Origin of the sequence: Butyrivibrio sp. X503 (assembly GCF_003625475.1) — a bacterium.
Taxonomy (GTDB): domain Bacteria; phylum Bacillota; class Clostridia; order Lachnospirales; family Lachnospiraceae; genus Butyrivibrio.
This window is the reverse complement of the sequence record NZ_RAIQ01000003.1, coordinates 91,847-111,235: the sequence shown is the minus strand read 5'-3', so window position 1 is coordinate 111,235 and position 19,389 is coordinate 91,847. Positions and strand designations below refer to the sequence as shown.

At 46.5% G+C, this 19,389-nt stretch carries 17 protein-coding genes; all 17 read left to right on the top strand.

The window, feature by feature from the left end; translation table 11 throughout:
* Positions 1-41 precede the first annotated feature (41 nt).
* The 17 genes from D6853_RS05930 to D6853_RS05845 all read left to right on the top strand — a co-directional run bounded on the left by D6853_RS05930 (position 42) and on the right by D6853_RS05845 (position 19,279).
* A complete protein-coding gene (locus D6853_RS05930) occupies positions 42-491 on the top strand; it encodes a type IV pilin protein (RefSeq protein ID WP_120657124.1) in 450 nt (149 codons plus the stop codon).
* A gap of 65 nt (positions 492-556) precedes the next feature.
* Positions 557-1,018 carry a type IV pilin protein gene (locus D6853_RS05925; RefSeq protein WP_243108304.1) on the top strand — a complete coding sequence of 154 codons (462 nt, stop codon included), beginning with the start codon at positions 557-559 and terminating at the stop codon, positions 1,016-1,018.
* A gap of 19 nt (positions 1,019-1,037) precedes the next feature.
* Positions 1,038-1,484 (top strand): pilus assembly FimT family protein, encoded by a 447-nt coding sequence (locus D6853_RS05920; RefSeq protein ID WP_120657122.1) that lies wholly within the window; start codon positions 1,038-1,040, stop codon positions 1,482-1,484.
* A 26-nt stretch (positions 1,485-1,510) separates the two neighbouring features.
* Positions 1,511-2,008: a type II secretion system protein gene (locus D6853_RS05915; RefSeq protein WP_120657121.1), complete on the top strand. Its 498-nt coding sequence runs from the start codon at positions 1,511-1,513 to the stop codon at positions 2,006-2,008.
* 20 nt (positions 2,009-2,028) lie between these two features.
* Positions 2,029-3,750 (top strand): GspE/PulE family protein, encoded by a 1,722-nt coding sequence (locus D6853_RS05910; protein WP_120657120.1) that lies wholly within the window; start codon positions 2,029-2,031, stop codon positions 3,748-3,750.
* 11 nt (positions 3,751-3,761) lie between these two features.
* Positions 3,762-4,814 (top strand): type IV pilus twitching motility protein PilT, encoded by a 1,053-nt coding sequence (locus D6853_RS05905; protein WP_243108303.1) that lies wholly within the window; start codon positions 3,762-3,764, stop codon positions 4,812-4,814.
* Between the two features lie 30 nt (positions 4,815-4,844).
* On the top strand, positions 4,845-6,071 hold the full coding sequence (locus D6853_RS05900) for a type II secretion system F family protein (protein WP_120657119.1): 1,227 nt from the start codon (positions 4,845-4,847) through the stop codon (positions 6,069-6,071).
* A gap of 21 nt (positions 6,072-6,092) precedes the next feature.
* On the top strand, positions 6,093-6,884 hold the full coding sequence (locus D6853_RS05895) for a prepilin peptidase (protein ID WP_120657118.1): 792 nt from the start codon (positions 6,093-6,095) through the stop codon (positions 6,882-6,884).
* 11 nt (positions 6,885-6,895) lie between these two features.
* Entirely contained in the window at positions 6,896-8,461 is a 1,566-nt protein-coding gene (gene pilM, locus D6853_RS05890) for a pilus assembly protein PilM (protein WP_120657117.1), read from the top strand.
* Positions 8,462-8,472: 11 nt separating this feature from the next.
* Positions 8,473-9,102: a type II secretion system protein M gene (locus D6853_RS05885; protein ID WP_158588678.1), complete on the top strand. Its 630-nt coding sequence runs from the start codon at positions 8,473-8,475 to the stop codon at positions 9,100-9,102.
* Positions 9,099-9,716 carry a pilus assembly PilX N-terminal domain-containing protein gene (locus D6853_RS05880; RefSeq protein WP_120657115.1) on the top strand — a complete coding sequence of 206 codons (618 nt, stop codon included), beginning with the start codon at positions 9,099-9,101 and terminating at the stop codon, positions 9,714-9,716. The genes D6853_RS05885 and D6853_RS05880 overlap by 4 nt, the downstream gene beginning before the upstream one ends.
* Before the next feature lie 80 nt (positions 9,717-9,796).
* Positions 9,797-10,165 carry a type IV pilus modification PilV family protein gene (locus D6853_RS05875; RefSeq protein WP_120657114.1) on the top strand — a complete coding sequence of 123 codons (369 nt, stop codon included), beginning with the start codon at positions 9,797-9,799 and terminating at the stop codon, positions 10,163-10,165.
* Positions 10,166-10,170: 5 nt separating this feature from the next.
* Entirely contained in the window at positions 10,171-10,785 is a 615-nt protein-coding gene (locus D6853_RS05870; RefSeq protein WP_120657113.1) for a type II secretion system protein, read from the top strand.
* A 47-nt stretch (positions 10,786-10,832) separates the two neighbouring features.
* Complete coding sequence (locus tag D6853_RS05865) at positions 10,833-12,860, top strand: prepilin-type N-terminal cleavage/methylation domain-containing protein (protein ID WP_120657112.1); 2,028 nt, start codon at positions 10,833-10,835, stop codon at positions 12,858-12,860.
* 70 nt (positions 12,861-12,930) lie between these two features.
* A complete protein-coding gene (locus D6853_RS05860) occupies positions 12,931-16,674 on the top strand; it encodes an InlB B-repeat-containing protein (RefSeq protein ID WP_120657111.1) in 3,744 nt (1,247 codons plus the stop codon).
* A 12-nt stretch (positions 16,675-16,686) separates the two neighbouring features.
* Positions 16,687-18,708 (top strand): hypothetical protein, encoded by a 2,022-nt coding sequence (locus D6853_RS15230; protein ID WP_147367716.1) that lies wholly within the window; start codon positions 16,687-16,689, stop codon positions 18,706-18,708.
* 127 nt (positions 18,709-18,835) lie between these two features.
* A complete protein-coding gene (locus D6853_RS05845) occupies positions 18,836-19,279 on the top strand; it encodes a hypothetical protein (RefSeq protein ID WP_120657108.1) in 444 nt (147 codons plus the stop codon).
* The last annotated feature ends 110 nt before the right edge of the window (positions 19,280-19,389 follow it).

The window sequence follows — 19,389 nt, the reverse complement described above, 5'->3', positions numbered from 1 at the left end:
GAATTATTAGCACATGTAAGCTGAGCCAGGAGGTGCTTGCAATGAAAAATACTAATAAAACACTATTACAACGTAATAGGAAATCAATGAAAAAAGGTTTTACATTAGCAGAGCTGTTAATCGTTGTAGCTATCATTGCTGTACTTGTAGCAGTAGCAATCCCCGTTTTTACTGCTCAACTTGAAAAAGCCAGAAGAGCAACAGATGTGGCAAATTTAAGATCTTTGTATGCGGAAGCTTCCGCAGCCAGGTTGACAGAAGAAGTTTCAGATGATTTTTCTCCCTATGGTTTGGATGATAGTGGTGATGTTGAGTTCCAATGGGCGAAAAGAATAACTTTCAATTCAAACGGACTTACTGATGAAGATTGGGCTTCTTTACCTTTTGAAGATGTAGATGGAGTAGGGGTTGCAATTCATCCCGGCCAAGAATATACAGTTGGATTTGCTTTCTTTAAAAATGGTAAATGCGGTATCTTTGATGCCAATTGATATTGAATTGTGCTGTCTAATTGTATTTTAGATTATTCTTTAACCAAAGAATGAGGGGTAAGCATATGAGAAGGAATAGAAAAGGATTTACTCTTGCAGAACTTCTTATTGTAGTAGCAATTATAGCAGTTCTTGTAGCTATAGCTATACCGGTATTTTCTGCTCAGTTAAAACGTGCAAAGGTGGCAACGACAATTGCTAATCTCAGAAGTGCTTACGCTGAAGCCTCTGCGGCGTATTTAACAGGAGAGCCGGGAAATGGTCATATTATTGATGCTTCAGGCTCAACTAATGGAGTGAAATTTATTTATGCCACAGAAGTTAATATGCAAAGCAATTTAGATTTTATGTATGAATTTAATATGTCTCAAGCGGAAAGTGAAAAATGGGAACATGAATATTTTGATCCGCTACCATTTCCTGTTGCAGGCATAATCGGATGTGACGTGGGTGAGGACATTCCAATATGGTTTTTCTTTAAGGAAGATGGCTCTGTAGACACTGATTGTCAGGGGCCGGAGTACTGATGAAAGATGAGGGCATTATATGAAAAAAGACATGGTGCATGGTGATAAAAACAAAGGCTTTACTTTAGCTGAACTTTTGATAGTAGTAGCCATTATCGCAGTTCTTGTTGCAGTAGCAATACCGGTATTTACTGCGCAGTTGGATAAAGCAAAAGTAGCCACTACTGTAGCTAATATAAGAGCAGGATTCGCTGAGGCACAGTCAAGGGCGATGTTCGGAGATTATGATGAAGAATACAATAATAATGAATTTGCTATATATATTGATGATGTAGCAATTCCTTTAACGGAAGCACAATTATTGAAATATAGAAATGATATTGAGGGACAGCTTGCTGCTGCCGGATTGGATGAAGTAGCTTGGGCGACTTTACCTACTGACACTAATTTAAGGACAATAACGTATTTTGGAGAAAATTCCAAAGTAACATGCTGTGAAATCGATCCTAATAATTATAGGAATTAATAAGCAGTAGCAGGAGGTATAAAACTATGACTACTAAAGCGAATAGAAACAAAGGTTTCACTTTAGCTGAACTCCTAATCGTAGTAGCAATTATAGCAGTGCTTGTAGCTGTAGCAATACCGGTATTTACAGCACAGCTCAAAAAGGCACAATTAGCCACAGATGAAGCAAATGCCAGAGCATTATGTGCTGAGCTTTCTGCAAATTACATGATGAATGGCAAATTGGAATTAGTGGTATTCACATCAACTGATGGTGGAAGCCACTGGGGAGATGGTAACAGCAATGGAAGCTTTTGTATGGAATTAGATGGTAATAATGAGTGGACTGTACAGCTTAGAGAACTTGATGGAACAACTGTAGTCAGTGAGTATAAATTTTCTAAAACTTCCTATGGAATTATAATTGGTGTTTCTTATGACAGTGATAATTTAGCACCTGGTGTAGGTTGGTACAGTGGCGAAGAAAGTGAAGCCGAAGTAATCGTATTTGGCAATCGCAAAGCTATTGAATCTGTACTATAAACCATTATCAAGGGGGTAATATGGCTAGAAAGCGTATCGGTGATCTCTTGATAGAGAGGGGACTCATAACAGAAAAAGAGCTTGAATTTGCCTTGGATACTCAGAAGAAGACCAAGGAAAAGCTTGGTGAGGTCCTGATAAATAATAAGATCGTTACACCCGAGAATATAGCCAAGACATTGGCTGTGCAGCTTGAAGTTGATTATGTGGATCTTACAAAGGTCAACATACCGCTTGAGCTGTCTAAACTTGTACCGCCGAATACGGCGAAAAAGAATCACATGGTACCGGTGCAGAAGCAGTTCAACACTCTGTATGTTGCCATGGACGATCCTCTGAATTACTATGCGCTTGATGAGGTACGAAAAGTTACCAATCTTAAGATCGTACCTCTTATTTCCACGAGCTCTGCTGTTGAAAGAGCGATAAATACTCTTTACGGTAATGAGGGCGCCTGGAGAGCTATCGAAGATTATAAACGAGATCAGGATACGGATGCATCGGCTCCCGATAAACTCGATTCATCCGTTCAATACTATGTCATCACATCGGGATCTTTTTCCGGTGATTCTGACAATGCTCCCACAATTAGACTTGTTAACTCAATAATAGAAAGAGCAGCGGCGGAACGCGCATCGGATATCCACTTCGAGCCAAGAGAAAACGAAATGGATGTCAGGATGAGAGTTGACGGCGTTATGCGTGATGTCCTGAAAGTTCCAAACGACATCACAATGGCCGTTATCGCACGTATCAAGACCATGTCGGGAATGGACGTTGCGGAGAAGAGGATACCTCAGGACGGTAGATTTACCGTATCCGTAGCCGATAGAAATTTCGACATGCGTGTATCCACACTTCCGATCGCTTGGGGTGAAAAGATAGTATGTCGTCTCCTTGATAAGTCGGCGACCAATATCGACAAAGAGATGCTGGGCCTACGTCCGGACGACATGGAGAAGTACGAAAAGCTCATCCATTACAAGAACGGCGTAATGCTTCTCGTAGGACCTACCGGAGCAGGTAAGACGACGACCATGTACGCGATGTTAAATGAGCTCAACACAAGGGATGTTAACCTCGTGACCTTGGAAGATCCTATAGAGTACAACCTTGACGGTCTCAATCAGGTACAGATAAATCCCAAGGTAAATATGACCTTTGCAAACGGCCTCAGAGCGATCCTCAGACAGGACCCGGATATCATTTCCGTGGGTGAGATAAGAGACGGCGAGACCGCAGATATATGTATGAGAGCGGCACTCACGGGACGTTTCGTTATGAGTACCATCCATACCAACGACGCCGTCGGAGCTATCGACCGTCTTGAAGATATCGGCGTTGAGCCCTATCTTATATCAGCGACTCTGCGAGGCGTAATATCACAGAGACTTGTAAGGCGTATCTGCCCGTACTGCGCCGAGGAATATACACCTACGGCCGACGACGAGGAAAGGCTTGGTATCAAGATACAGCCCGGAACGAAATTTAAAGTCGGAAAAGGCTGCCAGCACTGCTTTAATACAGGATATTCGGGACGAATCGCCGTATTTGAGATCATGCTGGTAACACCCAAGATCAGGGAACTCATTACCAAGAAAGCAGGAAGAGAAGCAATACTCGAAGAACTAAAAAAGCCTGAAAACAATTTCGTTTCACTTAAAGAAGCAGGTATAAAGCTCATATATGATGGCATAACCACAGTATACGAAGTAATGCGTATCACCAACGAAAGTGATTGAGGTAGATGCTTATGATGTCAATAGAACAGCTCGTTATAAAGGCCAAGGAAGACGGAGCCTCCGATATACATGTGATCTGCGGCCTTCCGCCCAAGTACAGAAGTAGCGGCGATCTTGAGAACATGGAAGAGACTCCTGTGACCGCCGAGGACTGCCTTAATATGGCAAAAGAGCTTTCTAAGACGCAGGAAGCTTTTGATGAACTTATGAAGACCGGAGAACTTGACGCTGCAGATACCTTTGCAGGCAACAGATGCCGTATCCATTTGTTCAAGCAGCAGGGAGTTCCGTCACTTGCTCTCAGAATACTTTCTGAGCACATCCCGGAACTTTCAACACTCGGACTTCCACCGGCAGTTCTTGATCTTCCCAAGCTCCATAAGGGAATCGTCCTTGTAACCGGTGAGACCGGTTCCGGTAAGTCAACAACACTAGCTGCGATAATGGACAACATCAACCACAATTACAAAAGACATATCGTAACGCTGGAAGATCCCGTCGAGTACATGTACACTCCGGATCTGTGCGCGATAAATCAAAGAGAAGTAGGAAAAGATACCCAGAGCTTTGCAATGGGACTTAGAGCATCACTCCGTGAGGATCCCAACGTTATCCTTATCGGTGAGATGCGTGACAGAGACACTATTGAGACAGCTATAACTGCAGCTGAGACAGGACACTTGGTATTCGGAACATTGCATACGGGAAGTGCGGCAGACTCCATTGACCGTATGGTACAGGTCTTTCCCGAGAATGCTCAGCAGCAGATAAGATTGCAGCTATCCATGGTATTGCAGGCTGTACTTACTCAGCAGCTCATTCAGAAAAAAGGCGGTGGAAGAGTACTTGCAGCCGAATATATGATAGTCACCGATGCTATCAGAAATCTTATAAGAACAGGTAATACTCCTCAGATCGCCAATGCAGTTGCGACAAGTTCCGAGATCGGCGGACAGACGATGGATCAGGCAATATGCATGCTGGTGAAAAAGGGAATGATAACAAGAGAAAATGCGCTTCATTACGCGGTAAATAAAGACTTTGTAAACAGAAATATCTTTTGATCATAACGGATTTGGGCAGCGGGGTGTGTGATGAAAAACTATAAGTATGTTGCAGAAGGTAGCGGAGGACTTCAGGTAACGGGGATGGTTGAAGCCACCAATGAACTTGAGGCATCCGCCAAAATACGAAATAACTATAACGTCATAATATCGCTCACCGAGATAAAGGGAGAATCCGATACGCTTATCGGAAAGATCCTTTTTGGTGATATCGGTGGCAGTAAGCTTAATTCCAAAGCTTTTACTATGATGTGCAGTCAGTTTGCAACCATACTTTCAGCGGGAATACCGATAGCAAGAGCGGTCAGACTTATCGGAGATAAGACCAAAGATAAATTCCTTAAAAAAGTACTCAATGAGGTTGCGGCAGATGTAGAAGCAGGAAGAACCATATCTGCAGCATTTGAAGACCACGGAAACGACAAATTTCCTCCTACATTCTGCGAGACACTTAAGGCAGGTGAGGAAGCAGGAGATGTTGCGGGAAGCTTTGAGTCAATATATAAGCACTATGACAAGCAGACCAAGATGGGAGCAAAGGTAAGAGGAGCAATGATCTATCCCTCGTTTGTACTGGTGATCGCAGTGATCGTAGTTATCGTACTTATGGTCAAGGTCGTACCTACATTTACAGCCATCTTCGATGAGACAGGCGGACAGCTACCTCTTATGACAAGGATGCTCATAGCGATATCCAACTTTGTACGCGACACATTTATCTATTTCATCGTGCTTGTTGCGGCTATCGCGTTCGGCGTGATCCTTTATAAAAAATCTCCAAACGGAGCCAGAAACATAGCAAAGCTCCAGCTTAAGCTTCCGGTACTCGGAAATATCATGGAGCTTAACTGCGCAAGCTTATTTGCCAACACAATGGCGACCATGGTCCAGTCGGGGATCCCGATGACCAAAGCGGTTGGAGTAACCTCCAAGGTCATGCCAAACAAGATATACGAGGAAAAGACACTTCAGATGGTAACAAGACTTGAAGAAGGTAAGACCATGAGAGCCGGCATGACGGAAGCCGGATGTTTTCCCGATATCCTTACAGATATGGTCGGAGTCGGAGAAGATACCGGTGAGCTTAAGACCACACTTGATACTGTAGCAAGGTATTATGACAACGAACTTGAACAGGCTGTAGCCAAGGCGATAGCGATGCTTGAGCCTGCTATCCTGGTGTTCCTTGCAGTGATCGCGGGATTTATTGTTATTTCGATATATATGGCAATGTTCAGTATGTATAACACTATGTAAGTATTCAGACGGGAGAAGCTATTGATCATCTACTTTGGAGTCGTGACTTTCATATTCGGCCTCGCCCTTGGCTCTTTTCTTAACTGCATGGCAATGAGGATAGTAAGAAAAGAAGACTGGGTAAAGGGAAAGAGCCACTGCATGCACTGCGGACATGAGCTCGGAGCACCGGATCTTGTTCCGGTATTCAGCTATATCTTTTCCGGCGGGAAATGCAGATACTGCAAGCAAAAAGTATCGGTAAGATATCCGCTGACAGAGCTATTATTCGGACTTCTCTGTCTTGGACTCTACATAGCATTTTGGGACAATATCATCTTGCTGATAACGTACATAATACTTACAGCCTGCCTATTTGCAGCATCTTTGGTAGATCTTGAGATCATGGAAATACCAAACGGCTGCATCATCGTGGGAGTTATCACATTCATAGTATCGAAGACAGCTCAATATCTTTTGGAAAAAGATAAAGCGAATATACCCGGGATACTTGAGAATATCCTCTCTTGCGTGGGCATAGTAGTGATCATGGTTGCGATAGCTCTTTTGATGGGAAAGGTGTTAAAAAGAGACGCACTAGGCGGAGGAGATATCAAACTGTACGGAATGCTTGCTCTTTATCTTGGGGCAGCAGGAAGCTATGAACTGATACTTCTTTCGTGTATCATTGGACTTTTATTTGTGGGAATAAGAAGGAGATTCTTACCGGATAAAACAAGGGAATTTCCTTTTGCACCGGCTATAGCAATGTCGGGATATATACTTTTGATCTTTTCTAAAACGGTAACCGATTGGTATTTTAGTTTATTCTAAGGAGCTTAATAATGTTCGGAAAAGGCAAAGTCATCGGAATCTATACAGCACACAGAAGACTTTCTCTTAGTATGTACAAGGGAAAAGAGATAAAGACTACGTGGGTTGATATTCCAAACAACATAATAAATAACGGCCAGATCGTTTCCAAGAATCTCTTTGCGGCCTTTATAAAAGAGACCATGAAAGAGAAAAAATTCAGAGGAAAGAAAGCCTATTTCGTTATAGGAACCGCTCGAGTGCTTACAAGAAATATAAAGCTTCCCAAGATGGGTGATGAACAGCTTAGGATAAATCTTCCTTATGAATTCAGAGACAGTATAAGCGGAGAATTAAAGGATTACCTTTATGATTATGAGCTTAGAGAAACTGTCGATACGGATGGTGACGGAGTTCCCGATTCCATGGAACTTTTGGGAGTTGCCATATCCAAAGAGTACTACGAGACTGTAGACGAGATACTGCAGATGGCAGGACTCAAGCTATGCAAGATGGTTCCTGAGGTGTGCATACTTGAGAGATATTTAAAAGAGTTCCCGACTGAGGAAGAGAGGAAAAAGGAAAGATGTTTCCTTGATATCGGAAACAGAGCTATCAGATTCCAGATCTTTAAGGATAATAAATTTAAGCTCGCTCAGGTAATTGATATCGGTGAGAATCATTTGTTCCAGGCAATTGCTGAAGATCGCAACATTGAGATGGAACTTGCAAGGACCTATGTAAGGACCAATTATGAAGACTGTGTAAATTCCGAAGTAGCCATTAATGCATATAAGGATATCTCGATAGAGGTTATGAAGGGTATAAACTACTACGAGATGTCGGATATGAGTTCAAGGCTCAATGAGGTCCTTATATACGGAACAGGAGCACTTATCCCTCCGTTTATCGAACTTTTAAAAGAACGACTGAATATGAACGTGAACACTTTCGAGGAAGCGTTCCCTCAGTTCACAAACGAGAATTTTAGTATAGTTTCGATTGCAATGGGAATTCTGTTAAAGGATCAAAACCAGGGTTCTCATATTAAGAACTATGTAGACTTTACTGAAATATTTGAGAAGAGGGTCATCAACTGGAAAGGCCTTTTCTGTGGACTTCTGGTGATAGCGATCTTTGCTTCTCTCTTCGGTAAATTTGCGGTATACGATCTTATGCAAAGTGTAAATAAGAAAAAGGCGGAGGTTGCTCAGGTACAAGAAACGCTTGATAAATACAATGCAACGCTTGAAGCCGAGAAAGACCTTCCGGAACTTTATTATCACTACACCTGGCACTACATGACCGATGAAGAAAAAGGCAACGTCAACAGGATCGTTCCGATGGAGATAATAGAGCTTTTCAAGAACAGAGAGTTTGAGCTAAACGGCTACAGCTTAAAGGGCAACGAGCTTACGGTTGCCATTACCACTGATTCGGTAGATAAGCTTGTAGGAATAATAGAAGAGCTTAAAGGAACAGAATTTGTTGATGCGGTCAGCGTAAGCGATGTTCAGAGAAGTAAGACCGAAGATACAGAGAATTCGGATGAGATAGTAGATGTGCAGATGAAGATCACTATGATCAAGATCAAATAAGGAGAAAACCGGTGCTTAAGAAGTTAAACAGAGAACTAACAACAAGAGAAAAATTCCTTCTTTTAATACTGGCATTGATAATGATCGGTGCAGCCTATTATTTCTATGTGTATGAACCTTCGATCAGCCAGATCAAGCGTCTTGAGCAAAAACAGGCAGATCTTGAGCTTGAGATAACAGAGGCTGAAGTAAAAATGGAAGAGATCCAGAAGATGAAAAAAGAGATGGATTCCATAGTTGAAGGCACACCTGAGTACACATACATGCCTAGCTATAACTATGAAAAGCAGGAGATATCTTATTTGCAGGATATTCTGACTGCCAGCACCAAGGAATATCACATAAATTTCTCCAAGATATCAAGAGACAAAGAGCAGCTTAGAAGGAAGTTCTCGTTGTCATTTACCGTATCGGGATATGAAGATGCCAAGAAGATAATAAAAGAGCTCGAAGGCAGTGATATACGCTGCATCATCGGAGATATGAGCGTTGGCTTTGATAAATCCGGAAAAGGAGATAACGAGGTCGACAAAGATCTCTTCGAAAAAGATATAACCATTGATTGTTCGGCAACTTTCTATGAGACGGTATACGGCGGTATTGAAGATCTTGAACTCCCCGCGGATGGTAAGAGCAAATGATAAGAAAGATATTTTATGAAAAAAGAGGGGCAACGCTTGTTTTTGCACTTGGCGTGCTGCTTGCTTCCGCGCTGATCGGCGTGGCACTCATAAGCGCGTCGTTAAACAGCGCAAAAACGGTTGCAAGACAAAGAGATAGTTACCAGTCCGATCTTGCGTTATCATCAGCTGCATCTTACGTAAGAATGCTTTTTAACGGATGCAGCTATTCTTATGATGAAGGAAGCGGTGAATACGTGGTCGGATACGGCCCTGCGGGAGTAAGTGAGAGCGAACTAGGAAAGCTTTCGGAAAAAGAAAAAGAGAACTTTGGAGAAAGCTCTTTTGAAGAGGAATTTAAGACTCTTGTATCGGGCGCAGGAAATGAAATGACCTGGTATATCTCATCGGGAGCGGATCCGGAAACAGATCCTTTGAGAGTGAAAATATCGGCCAAAAATGACGATAACAATAACATAGAGGTTGTACTTAGCGACGGAAGAGAAGGCATAGATGAGAGCGAGATAAACAAGAGCACGGTGACATTATTCTTTGCGGTAAGCTCCGAGGAAAACGGGATCGGCGGCAAGGATTATACCTGGTCAGACTGTTCGATAGAGACCAAAGGAAATTGACAGTTGCTAGATAGAGACCAAAGAAACCGGCAGCTTGCTCGATAGAGACCAAAGAAACCGGCAGTGTGAGGGGGATGGATTTGGGTAAGTTCACAAGATCCGTATTCAATAAACTTAATGAACGAAGAGGTGAAACACTCGCGGAAACCCTGATTTCACTGATTATCGCTTCCATGGGTATGGTGATACTCGCGGGGGCTATTGTTGCTTCCGGAAAAGTTAATGCGGGCACGAAGAACGATCTTTTTGACAAGGAAGAGGTCAGTGTCAGCGAGGCAGCAGGCGTGACGATCTACATTGAAAACAGCGACAAGAGCGTATCAATGGAGCTCGATCATGCGGCGGGCGGAGCGCTCGGCTACGGAGCCACCGATATAAATGTCTACGAGGCAGAAAGAGAGAGCGGGGAGAAGTACTATTACTGGTCAGCGGAATTTGAGGATAACTAAAGCCTATGAGTATAAAGCGCAAAGTCAAAAGAGCATACGGACTTATCAGAAGTCGCAAAGGCTTTTCGCTTGCGGAGCTTTTGGCAGCAACGGTCATCATACTTCTTGCAACGTCTATTTTGACCGCGACCGTTTCACTTGCAGTTAACAGATATCAGAAAAGCGCGCAGATATCAGCTTCCATGGAGCTTTGCAGTGAGCTTTCGGAATATGCTATGAGCGAGCTTTCAAGCTCTAAGGTCGCAGTAGTAGGCGGAGAGATAAAAAAGGGCGACCACGGAGAGATATTATTTAACAGCGATTCCCATAATTTCGGACCGGGAGCGCATTTTTCCGTAGTAGATAAATCCGGCGACATCATCGGATACGTAAATGCATCGGATGACGGCCCGTACGGCAGAATCTGCGAGAGTTCTGTTTTGTACAGCAGCCCTTTGTTTGACATAGCAGGAGAGGGCGCATACAGGACGAAAACAGGCAAATATGAGCTATCCGCAGGTATGAGCATAAAGTTTGAGGACGACGCGTTTAAGGTCCATATAAAGGTGGTAGACAAGGAAGAAAACGTACTTTCAGAGAATTATTTTTTGGCGGTGCCTATCATAGTTGATAAAAGGTGACCGGCTTAGATAAAAGGTGAGGCTTAGATAAAAGGTGAGGCTTTCTTATGAGAGGGGATAAGACAACCGGAAAACTGAATAACAGGGGCTTTTCACTTGCAGAGGTGCTTATCGTCGTAGCGATACTTGTGGTTTTGTTCGCTCTTGGCTTTTCTTTTGTCAGCTCATACATTGAGAACAACAGGCAGGCAGCAGCCGACAGAACGGCGGAGAGTATCGCCATGGCTTTCCAGAACAGGATGCAGGAGATCTACGCTTTTGACGGAGTTACGCAGGACATGCTAATGGGCGGATCATCAGCATCCGGCATCCTTGAAGGCAAGACCATCCGCATCAAGAGCGAGGTCAACGACAGCGAATACATAGATATCGACGTAGAGTATTTTGTCATCGGTCAGGAAAAAGGCGTAGCGAAGCTTGGAAGCGACGCGGTGCTAAAGCTCCTTACCGCGGACGGACAGCTCCTTTCACCGGAGCTCTTCGAAAACGGAATCTTACTTGAGTTCGATCCCGTGAACTTCCGCGTGTACTCGGTAGTTTACCTGACAGATACGAACAAGTACCACATCGATGAGCTCTACACATCAGCGAACATGGACATCATAAGAGATGATGAGAGAAGAAAGAGCACCTTTAAGGGCCATGTCGGATATTATCAGGTATCTGACGGCGAGGGTTCAGAGGACAAGCTCGCAGAAGCCATCATCGACAATGATGTAAGAAATAAGATAAACGTAAGGGTCGGACATTACGTAGGCGGAGAGAGACGTCTTTTTAACTCGGATAAGCTTCTTAGCAACATCGAGATCGTATTCCCTTCGCAGGGCCCCAATTACAACAACAGGATCAAGAACAAAAAACTCCTTATAAGAGTCGAGATCGAGGGCGAAACAAGTAAGAACAAGATGGTATTTGCGCAGTGGGGCACCTACATCGATACCCTTGAATACACGAAGATACCTCTTTTGCTCGACGCCCTGGGCGTAAATGAACAAAACGGCAAGCTAAGTAGCTTCGCGGGACAGTTCTCCAAGAACGGATCGCTTCCTTCATCCGACGATGTGTTTAAGGACGTATCGTGGATCCCCGTCGGCAGAGTTGCCGCAAGGCTCAATGAGAGCGGCGCGGACGATGCGAACGCATACCTCTACCCCGGCGAGAACGTGACAGTCAAGGTCGACGTTTCGACCTATGCAAATTACGAAGGACACGGCGAAGTCATCATAGACGGCGCGCTCCTTAGGGCGAGTGCGACAGCTTCCGACAACAGCCTTTTTGCCTACGACAACGGCATCAGCACGGAAGAGGGCAAGATCAAGACCGGCGTTAAATCCGGCAAGTACAACGCATTTATCGCCTACGCAAGGCACCTTCAGAACCTTGATGAGAGCAGCGGCATCGTCGATTCCATAGCGACGGGAAGCCTTTACGACAGCTTCGGCGAGAGACCTATAAACGCTGTCCAGACAAAAGATATTGATTTTAACGCGGCAGTCACCGGCGAGGAGCCCAAGGAAAATGAGCGTTTCCTGTGGTATGACTGCTATACGATGAGCGAAGCATCGGAGAGAGAATCGAGATATTTTACTCCGATATTGAACGAATACATTGATAAGTACGACGCGCTCAACGAGGGCGAGGCGGAGGCACAGCCTCACAAGATCCTCAATCTTAAGATCGATGAATCGGACCTTTCAAAGAGCGCAGTGCTCGAATTTAACGAGGGCAAGACGGCAGTAGTTCCAAGATCGTATCTCCCGACCGGAAGCTACAACGTGACGGTAAACGGAACCACGGTCTACGACAGATACTGCACGGGACTCTTTAGGATATTCTGGGGAAGCGAGATCAACAACCTGATCCTCATAGATCCTCAGATAACCGGCATCCAGAAGGTCGGCGCGGACGGAGATGAGGACAACGTCATCGCATCCTGCGGCGCACTTTCGGGAATAATGATGAACGATTCGACCGTCAAAAACTGCAGAGTTGAGATAACGGGTGAAGAGACGGACGAGGAAGGCGAGGACATTCCGACCGGCTACATCGTGACGGTTCCGGAACCAGGAAACTGATAGAATTGATTTAATTTTTATTATGGGCGGATACTGATTGAATTGATTCATATTTTATGAGGGGCGGACTATGAAGAGATTCAGTACGGGAAAAAGAAATAGCATCAAAAAGAAGCTGATGACACTGATCTTGTCAGCTGTTCTTGTGCTGAACTTCGGCCTTTTCGAGGTTATAGCCTACGCCGCCGAAGAGCTTCAGTTCTTTGACGAGCTCACTGACGTCATTGCGGTCGATCTCGACGACGGAAACGGCGGCTTCAATAAAGTTTACTTTGACGGTACCAATTTCCTTACAGAGAACCCCAACGCGGCTTCGGGCGTGAACTATCCTTCCGAGCAGTGGACCGTCTCCAAGGATATAGCCGGAACCTGCTACGAAGTCAAGGCAATCATCCCTTTGGGAGCTTTTGACAAAAGAGCCGGCTTCTACGCGAAGAGTGTCTCTGCGGCGTCACTCAGCTCCGGCCAGAAGGATGCAATAAATAAGAGCGACATGCCAAAAGACAGCCTTGAATACCTCGATATCGGATTTAAGGATGTCAACGGCAACGACGTTGAGCCCATAAAGCCCATCAGCCTTTCGATCACCATGAAGGATAAGGCAAAAGAGGCTAAGGACAACGGCGACAAGCTTCTTGTCGATGTCTATCACATCGATGAGAGCGCAGGGACCAAGCTTGAAAAGGTCGCATCCATAGATGAAAAATCGGAAGTCATAGATGAATCCATTGAAAACGTGGGCGGAATATCTACGAGCGGCGCAGATATTGTGGCTACCTTTGAAGCGGACTCTTTTTCCATATTTGTCATAAACAATTCCACAGCTAAGAGAAAGATCACATTTACAAGGAACGACACAGGCGTTATCAGTGGCAAGGTTTCAGGAACGATGAAATCGATACTCATTGATGTGCCTACGATGCCCGGAGCACAGGTTGAGCTCACGGACGATAAATTCGCGTGCAAGTACGTTTGCACCGGCTGCGTCTTTGCGGGATGGTACACAAAGCCCGTCGTTGACGGAACAGGCGAGTTCTGGAACATCGGCGACATGAAGACAATAACTCAGGATGTCACTCTGTATGCGCAGTGGGCGGTACACGATCACGGCGCGGGATGGACTCCTATCGATGTAACGCTCGGCTTGTATCTTGAGGACGGCGTATACAAATTCGACCCGACAACACTTCCCGCTGGTGGAAAGTATTATCTCACCGTCGATACGACATTTACAAAGTCGTGGGTAGTTCAGGGAGATACAACGCTCTGTCTTAACGGCTATGTCCTCACGGCAGTCAACGACAGCAGCCAGGTTCCTATCGTAGTGGGCCTCGAAAGCTCTTTTGAACTCGATGACTGTAATGCGAGCACGCACGGAAAAGGTAAGATCACGGGCGGCAAAAAAGGCTGCATAAGCATAACCGGCGGTACCTTCAAGATGTCGGGCGGTGTCATCACTGAAAATGACGGCGACGGAATCAAGATAACAAACGGAACTGCGCAGCTTTACAACGGAGAGATTTCCGACAACACGGGAGCCGGCGTCTATGTTTCCAATACCGCGACCGTTGAGATCTACGGCGGAAGCATCATAAGAAACGAAGATCACGGCGTTTATTATTCGAGCGGAACCGTGAAGATAGAAGGAAAGATCTATATTTCGCAGAATACCGAAAGCGGAACGAGGAGCAATGTCTACCTTAAGAGTGGAAGGAAGCTCACGGTTGTGAATCCTCTTTTGTCAGGTACAAGGGTAGGCATCCGCATGGAGGATCCGGGCTTCTTTACAACAGGCTACGGCTACGTCGACGGCGAAAATAAGGACGTCGATCCCGCCAAGTACTTCATATCCGACAGTAACGAGTACGACGTCATCCACGACGGAAATGAGGCCAAGCTCGTGGCGCCTGACCACAGGCACGATATCTACGGCGTTCATCACGATGACGACGATGACAATATCGCTTTCAGAAGGTGGGTAAACGACGACAGCCTTCCCACTTCGGCAGGAAGCTACTACCTTGAGAACGACGTCAACCTCACAAGCACGTGGGTTGTTGATGAGAATATAACTCTCTGTCTTAACGGTAAAAAGATAAATTGGGAGGGCGGAGATTCCAGAATGATCGCGGTTTCCGACGGGGCGGAGCTTAAGCTCACCGACTGCGGAGACGATGACAGATCGATAACAAGTCCCGTGGACGGTCAGGAAAAGACGGTCAGCGGCGGCGTTATCACAGGTGCTTCTTCGCACGGTGCCGTAAAGGTAGAGAGTGGCTCTTTTAACCTGTACAGAGGAAATATCGCAGGTAACAGAGGCGGCGACGGCGGCGCTGTATATGCGACGGATTCGGGTACATTCAACATGTACGGCGGACATATAACGAATAACAAGGCTGACATCGGCGGCGCGGTTACGGTTGGTCATGCGGCTAATATCAGCGCAGGTACGATCACCAATAACGCTGCGGATTACGGCGGAGGTATCTATATTTCGAGCGGCGGTACCCTCACCGTTACGGGCAGCCCTGAGATCAAATACAACAGCGCGAACACGGCGGGCGGAGGAATCTACTTTAATTCCGGCGCTACGTTCAATCTTCGCGACAACCCGTATATCTACGAGAATTCGGCAGCTTCCGTTGTCAACAACGTCGAGCTTCCGGCAGATGCGGGCGGTGTTAAGCACACTATCACGATCACGGGTGCGATCACGAATTCAAGCGGAACGCCTCGTATCGGTATCACGAAGGCTATGAGCGAGGGATTCGCTAGGACGCGCTTTACAACAGGCTATGGCTACAGCGATTCTTCAGTTAATAACGAGGACGGAACGGCGTCCACTCAGAATAATATTGCTAAGCTTCCGGGAACAGTTTTTGACTCGGATGTGAGCCTGTACGTTGTAGAGCCTTACACGGACAGCTGCGAAGCGATGCTCGCGGGCGACTACGTTGTTGAGTACGACCTTGACGGCGGAACCTGGAAGGATACGGTTTATCCCGATAACTCGAACAGCGTATTCCACAGGGTAACAAGAGATGAAAAGACATATTATGTCGAGAACGTCTCTTCAATAATCCCTACGACAGCGACGAGACCGGTTGATCCTGAAAAGAATACGTTTATCTTCTCGGGATGGATGGTTGTTGAGAACGGCAATCCTACGACCAAAGAATATGTACACGGAAATCTTGTTAGGGACGATATAAGGCTTGTGGCTCTCTGGGAGCCCGAGACCAATGAAATAAGCTACTGCGGCGGCCTCGTTGGTTGCTCCGGCGGCGATATATCTTTTGACAACTGCAGCGTAGCGTATACGGAAGACGGCTCTTTGGGCGAAACAAGCATGCTTGTAAGGTCCGAAGGCTTTGACGGATACGTCGGAGGTATGATCGGATTCCTGTTTGGAGATCTCGATGTCAAAGGAACCTCTGCGGCGAACAGCAACCTTAAGGGAACGCACGTCGGCGGTATCTGCGGCGACTGCGAAGGAAAGGTAAAGGCCGAAAACGGCACGGGAGCTACGGGACACATTTTGATGAGCGAGGAAGTGACGGCTAATCCTTCCGATGATCCAAGGCTCGTCATTCCATACAGGACATTCGCGGGAGAGATAGTAGGAAGAGATAAGAAGAGCGGCGATTCGTTTGGCGGCTCGACAAGCTTTATGTTCTACGATTCGGATAAGCACAGCAGCGTAAGTGCAATACCCGGTATCGACCAGGTTGTAAGACCCGGAAGGCGCTTCTACCAGCCCACAAAGGCTGAGGACATACTCAGTAACATTGGTATCATAAGTGCGAATCAGTAAGAGGTAACGCCTATGAAAAAGAGATTTTTGAGAATAACTTCATTATTGGCCATGGCCGTTTTCTTCATGGCCAGCTACGTTGAAGCGACGGCGCAGAGCGATGTTTCGCTCCCTGTCGATGTCGGCGGGATGGAAAAATACGGCTATGATTTTACGGGCTTTTCCATGGATAAAGAATCTCTTTTGACCATGATTGATGCCTCGATCAAGGGCCTTAATAAGGCAATATCGCAGTGCGACGATGAAAAGAGAAAGAGCGAGCTCCAAGGACGAGTTGACGCCCTTACGCGCGCGTATGACGTTGTCTCAGCGTCCGATAAGGAAAGGTACTTCCTGACAGACGAGGAAGGCAATCTCATCACGGGCTCAGGCTCACTTTATAAGATCCTCGGCTACATGCGAGGCGGCGTTGAGAGCCTCGAGATCGACGCGGAATGGGATATGACGCCCCGAGAGATCGTGATAAGCGGAAACGGCAACAGCGCGCTTGTATTCTATAAAGACGGCAAGTTCTATTCGGATCGCGAAGCCGAGACCGAAGTCTTTAACGTCGGCGACGTCGGCGGAAGGATCGTCACAAGCGACTCCTCCGAAGGCCACTACAAAGGCGTGTACCTCGCCTCCGGCCTCGAACTCGTCGACACCGACGGTAACCTCATCATCGACGACGACCTCGCCTCCGCAATCGAAGCTGAACTCAAGCTCACCGCCGCAGCGGACTACTACCTGCATTTGCAGGTCATCCGAAGCGATGGCGTGGGCGGTGGTGGCGGCTCGGGTAACGGCGGCGGTGGTTCGGGCGGCTCGGACGGCTCGGGTGACGGCGACGTCAAAGAGGGACCGATAGACTTCTACTTCTATGGCGACACTTTATATCATGACCTTGACTATACAGATAGAGCGGATAGTATTGATATACCTTCAAGCGAAGACGAGGAGCCCAGGACATGGGCCCTAATCGACATGATTACCGACGCTTTTGGAGAAAGTTACATCTACTCACTTGTTGAGCTCAGACCTGTGATCGGCGAGCGCGTGACGGATATTGAAGTTATCGAGCCTGAAGACGACAGCGATGATAGCGATTCCGGCGACGACTCAGCCTCCGGCGACTCTGAAGCAGGCGCGGGTTCCGACGATGGCGGCGGCAGCGGCGCAGATGGCAGCGCGACCTCTGATGACGATAGCAGCGACGAGGAGCTCATACCAACCATTATCGTCCACACAGAAGATTACCTCCAGGGCTACGTGGCAACTAATAGAGATGATTCAGCTATATTCGTCGTATCTGCTGACGGAAGCATTGATTACGACAATACAGATATAGATGAAGAAACCGTTGATGTAGACAGCATCAAGGAAGAAACACTTGCAAGATGGCTTGAAGAGAAGGAAGCAGAGAGACGTGCAGCTGAGGAAGAGAAAGAGGAAGAAGCTGCAGCAGCGGCTTCAAGCGGACTTTCAATTGAAGATGCCGCAGCAGTTGCATCCTCTGACGAAGCAGGACTAGCTTCCAGTGACGAGTCCGACGAGGCAGGCCTTGCAGCATCTGAAGGCGCTTCCGGACCTAGCGACGCAGCCAACGAAGGAATGTCCGGCGACGGCGCGGGCACAGGCGATGCAATAGGCGACGCAATAGGCGATGAAATAGGCGACAGCGCCGGAACAGGCGCGGGCAACGAAGACGCGGCAGGCAGCGACCAGCTCGGTGGCGAAGGCAATGGCGATGGCAACGATGATGCCCTTGCAGGCGGAAACGATGGCGGTGACAACAACGATGACGCCCTTGCAGGCGGAAACGACGGCGGTGACGACAACGATGACACCCTCGACAACAGCGGCGATGACGGAAACGATGATAGTGGCTCAGGCGACGACGCGGGCGATTCCGGCGACTCCGGAGACGACGGAGATGACGATGACGGCGGCGAGAGCATATCCGAAGACGCAGCGCCTACCGAAGAGTACCACGGCGACGAAGGTGATAGCGGCGACGGTGGCTCAGGCGATGGCGACGGCGACGACTCCGAATGATAGGATAAATGATGATCATAGACAGTGCTGCTTCAAATAATTTTGAGCAGCACTGTTTTTTTGTGCTCGGCACCTGCCTCTAATTGAGAAAGTGTAAAAAGAGGCATGTAAAAGCAAGTTAAAATACATGCCGCTAACCGAGATAGTGCGAAAAGAGGCATGTAAAAACAAGTTAAAATACATGCCTCTAATCGAGAAAGAGCAAAAAGAGGCATGTAAAAACAAGTTAAAATACATGCCTCTAATCGAGAAAGAGCAAAAAGAGGCATGTAAAAACAAGCTAAGATACATGCCTCTAATCGAGAAAGTGCAAAAAGAGGCATGTAAAAGCAAGTTAAAATACATGCCTCTAATCGAGAAAGTGCGAAAAGAGGCATGCAAAAGCAAGTTAAAATACATGCCTCTAATCGAGAAAGTGCAAAAAGAGGCATGTAAAAACAAGCTAAGATACATGCCTCTAATCGAGAAAATGCGAAAAGAGGCATGTAAAAGCAAGCAAAACCCCTGCCGCGGATCGAGAACCGCCGCCCACCGCGCCCCGCGCAGCCACGCCCCGCCGCGAAGCCACTGAATCCTCCACCCCACCCCCCCATCCACACTAATCCACCTTCATAACATAAATTAAGTAGTCAATTTCCCCCTTATGTAATAGAATAAAGCATTGAATGATTTTATTTGATA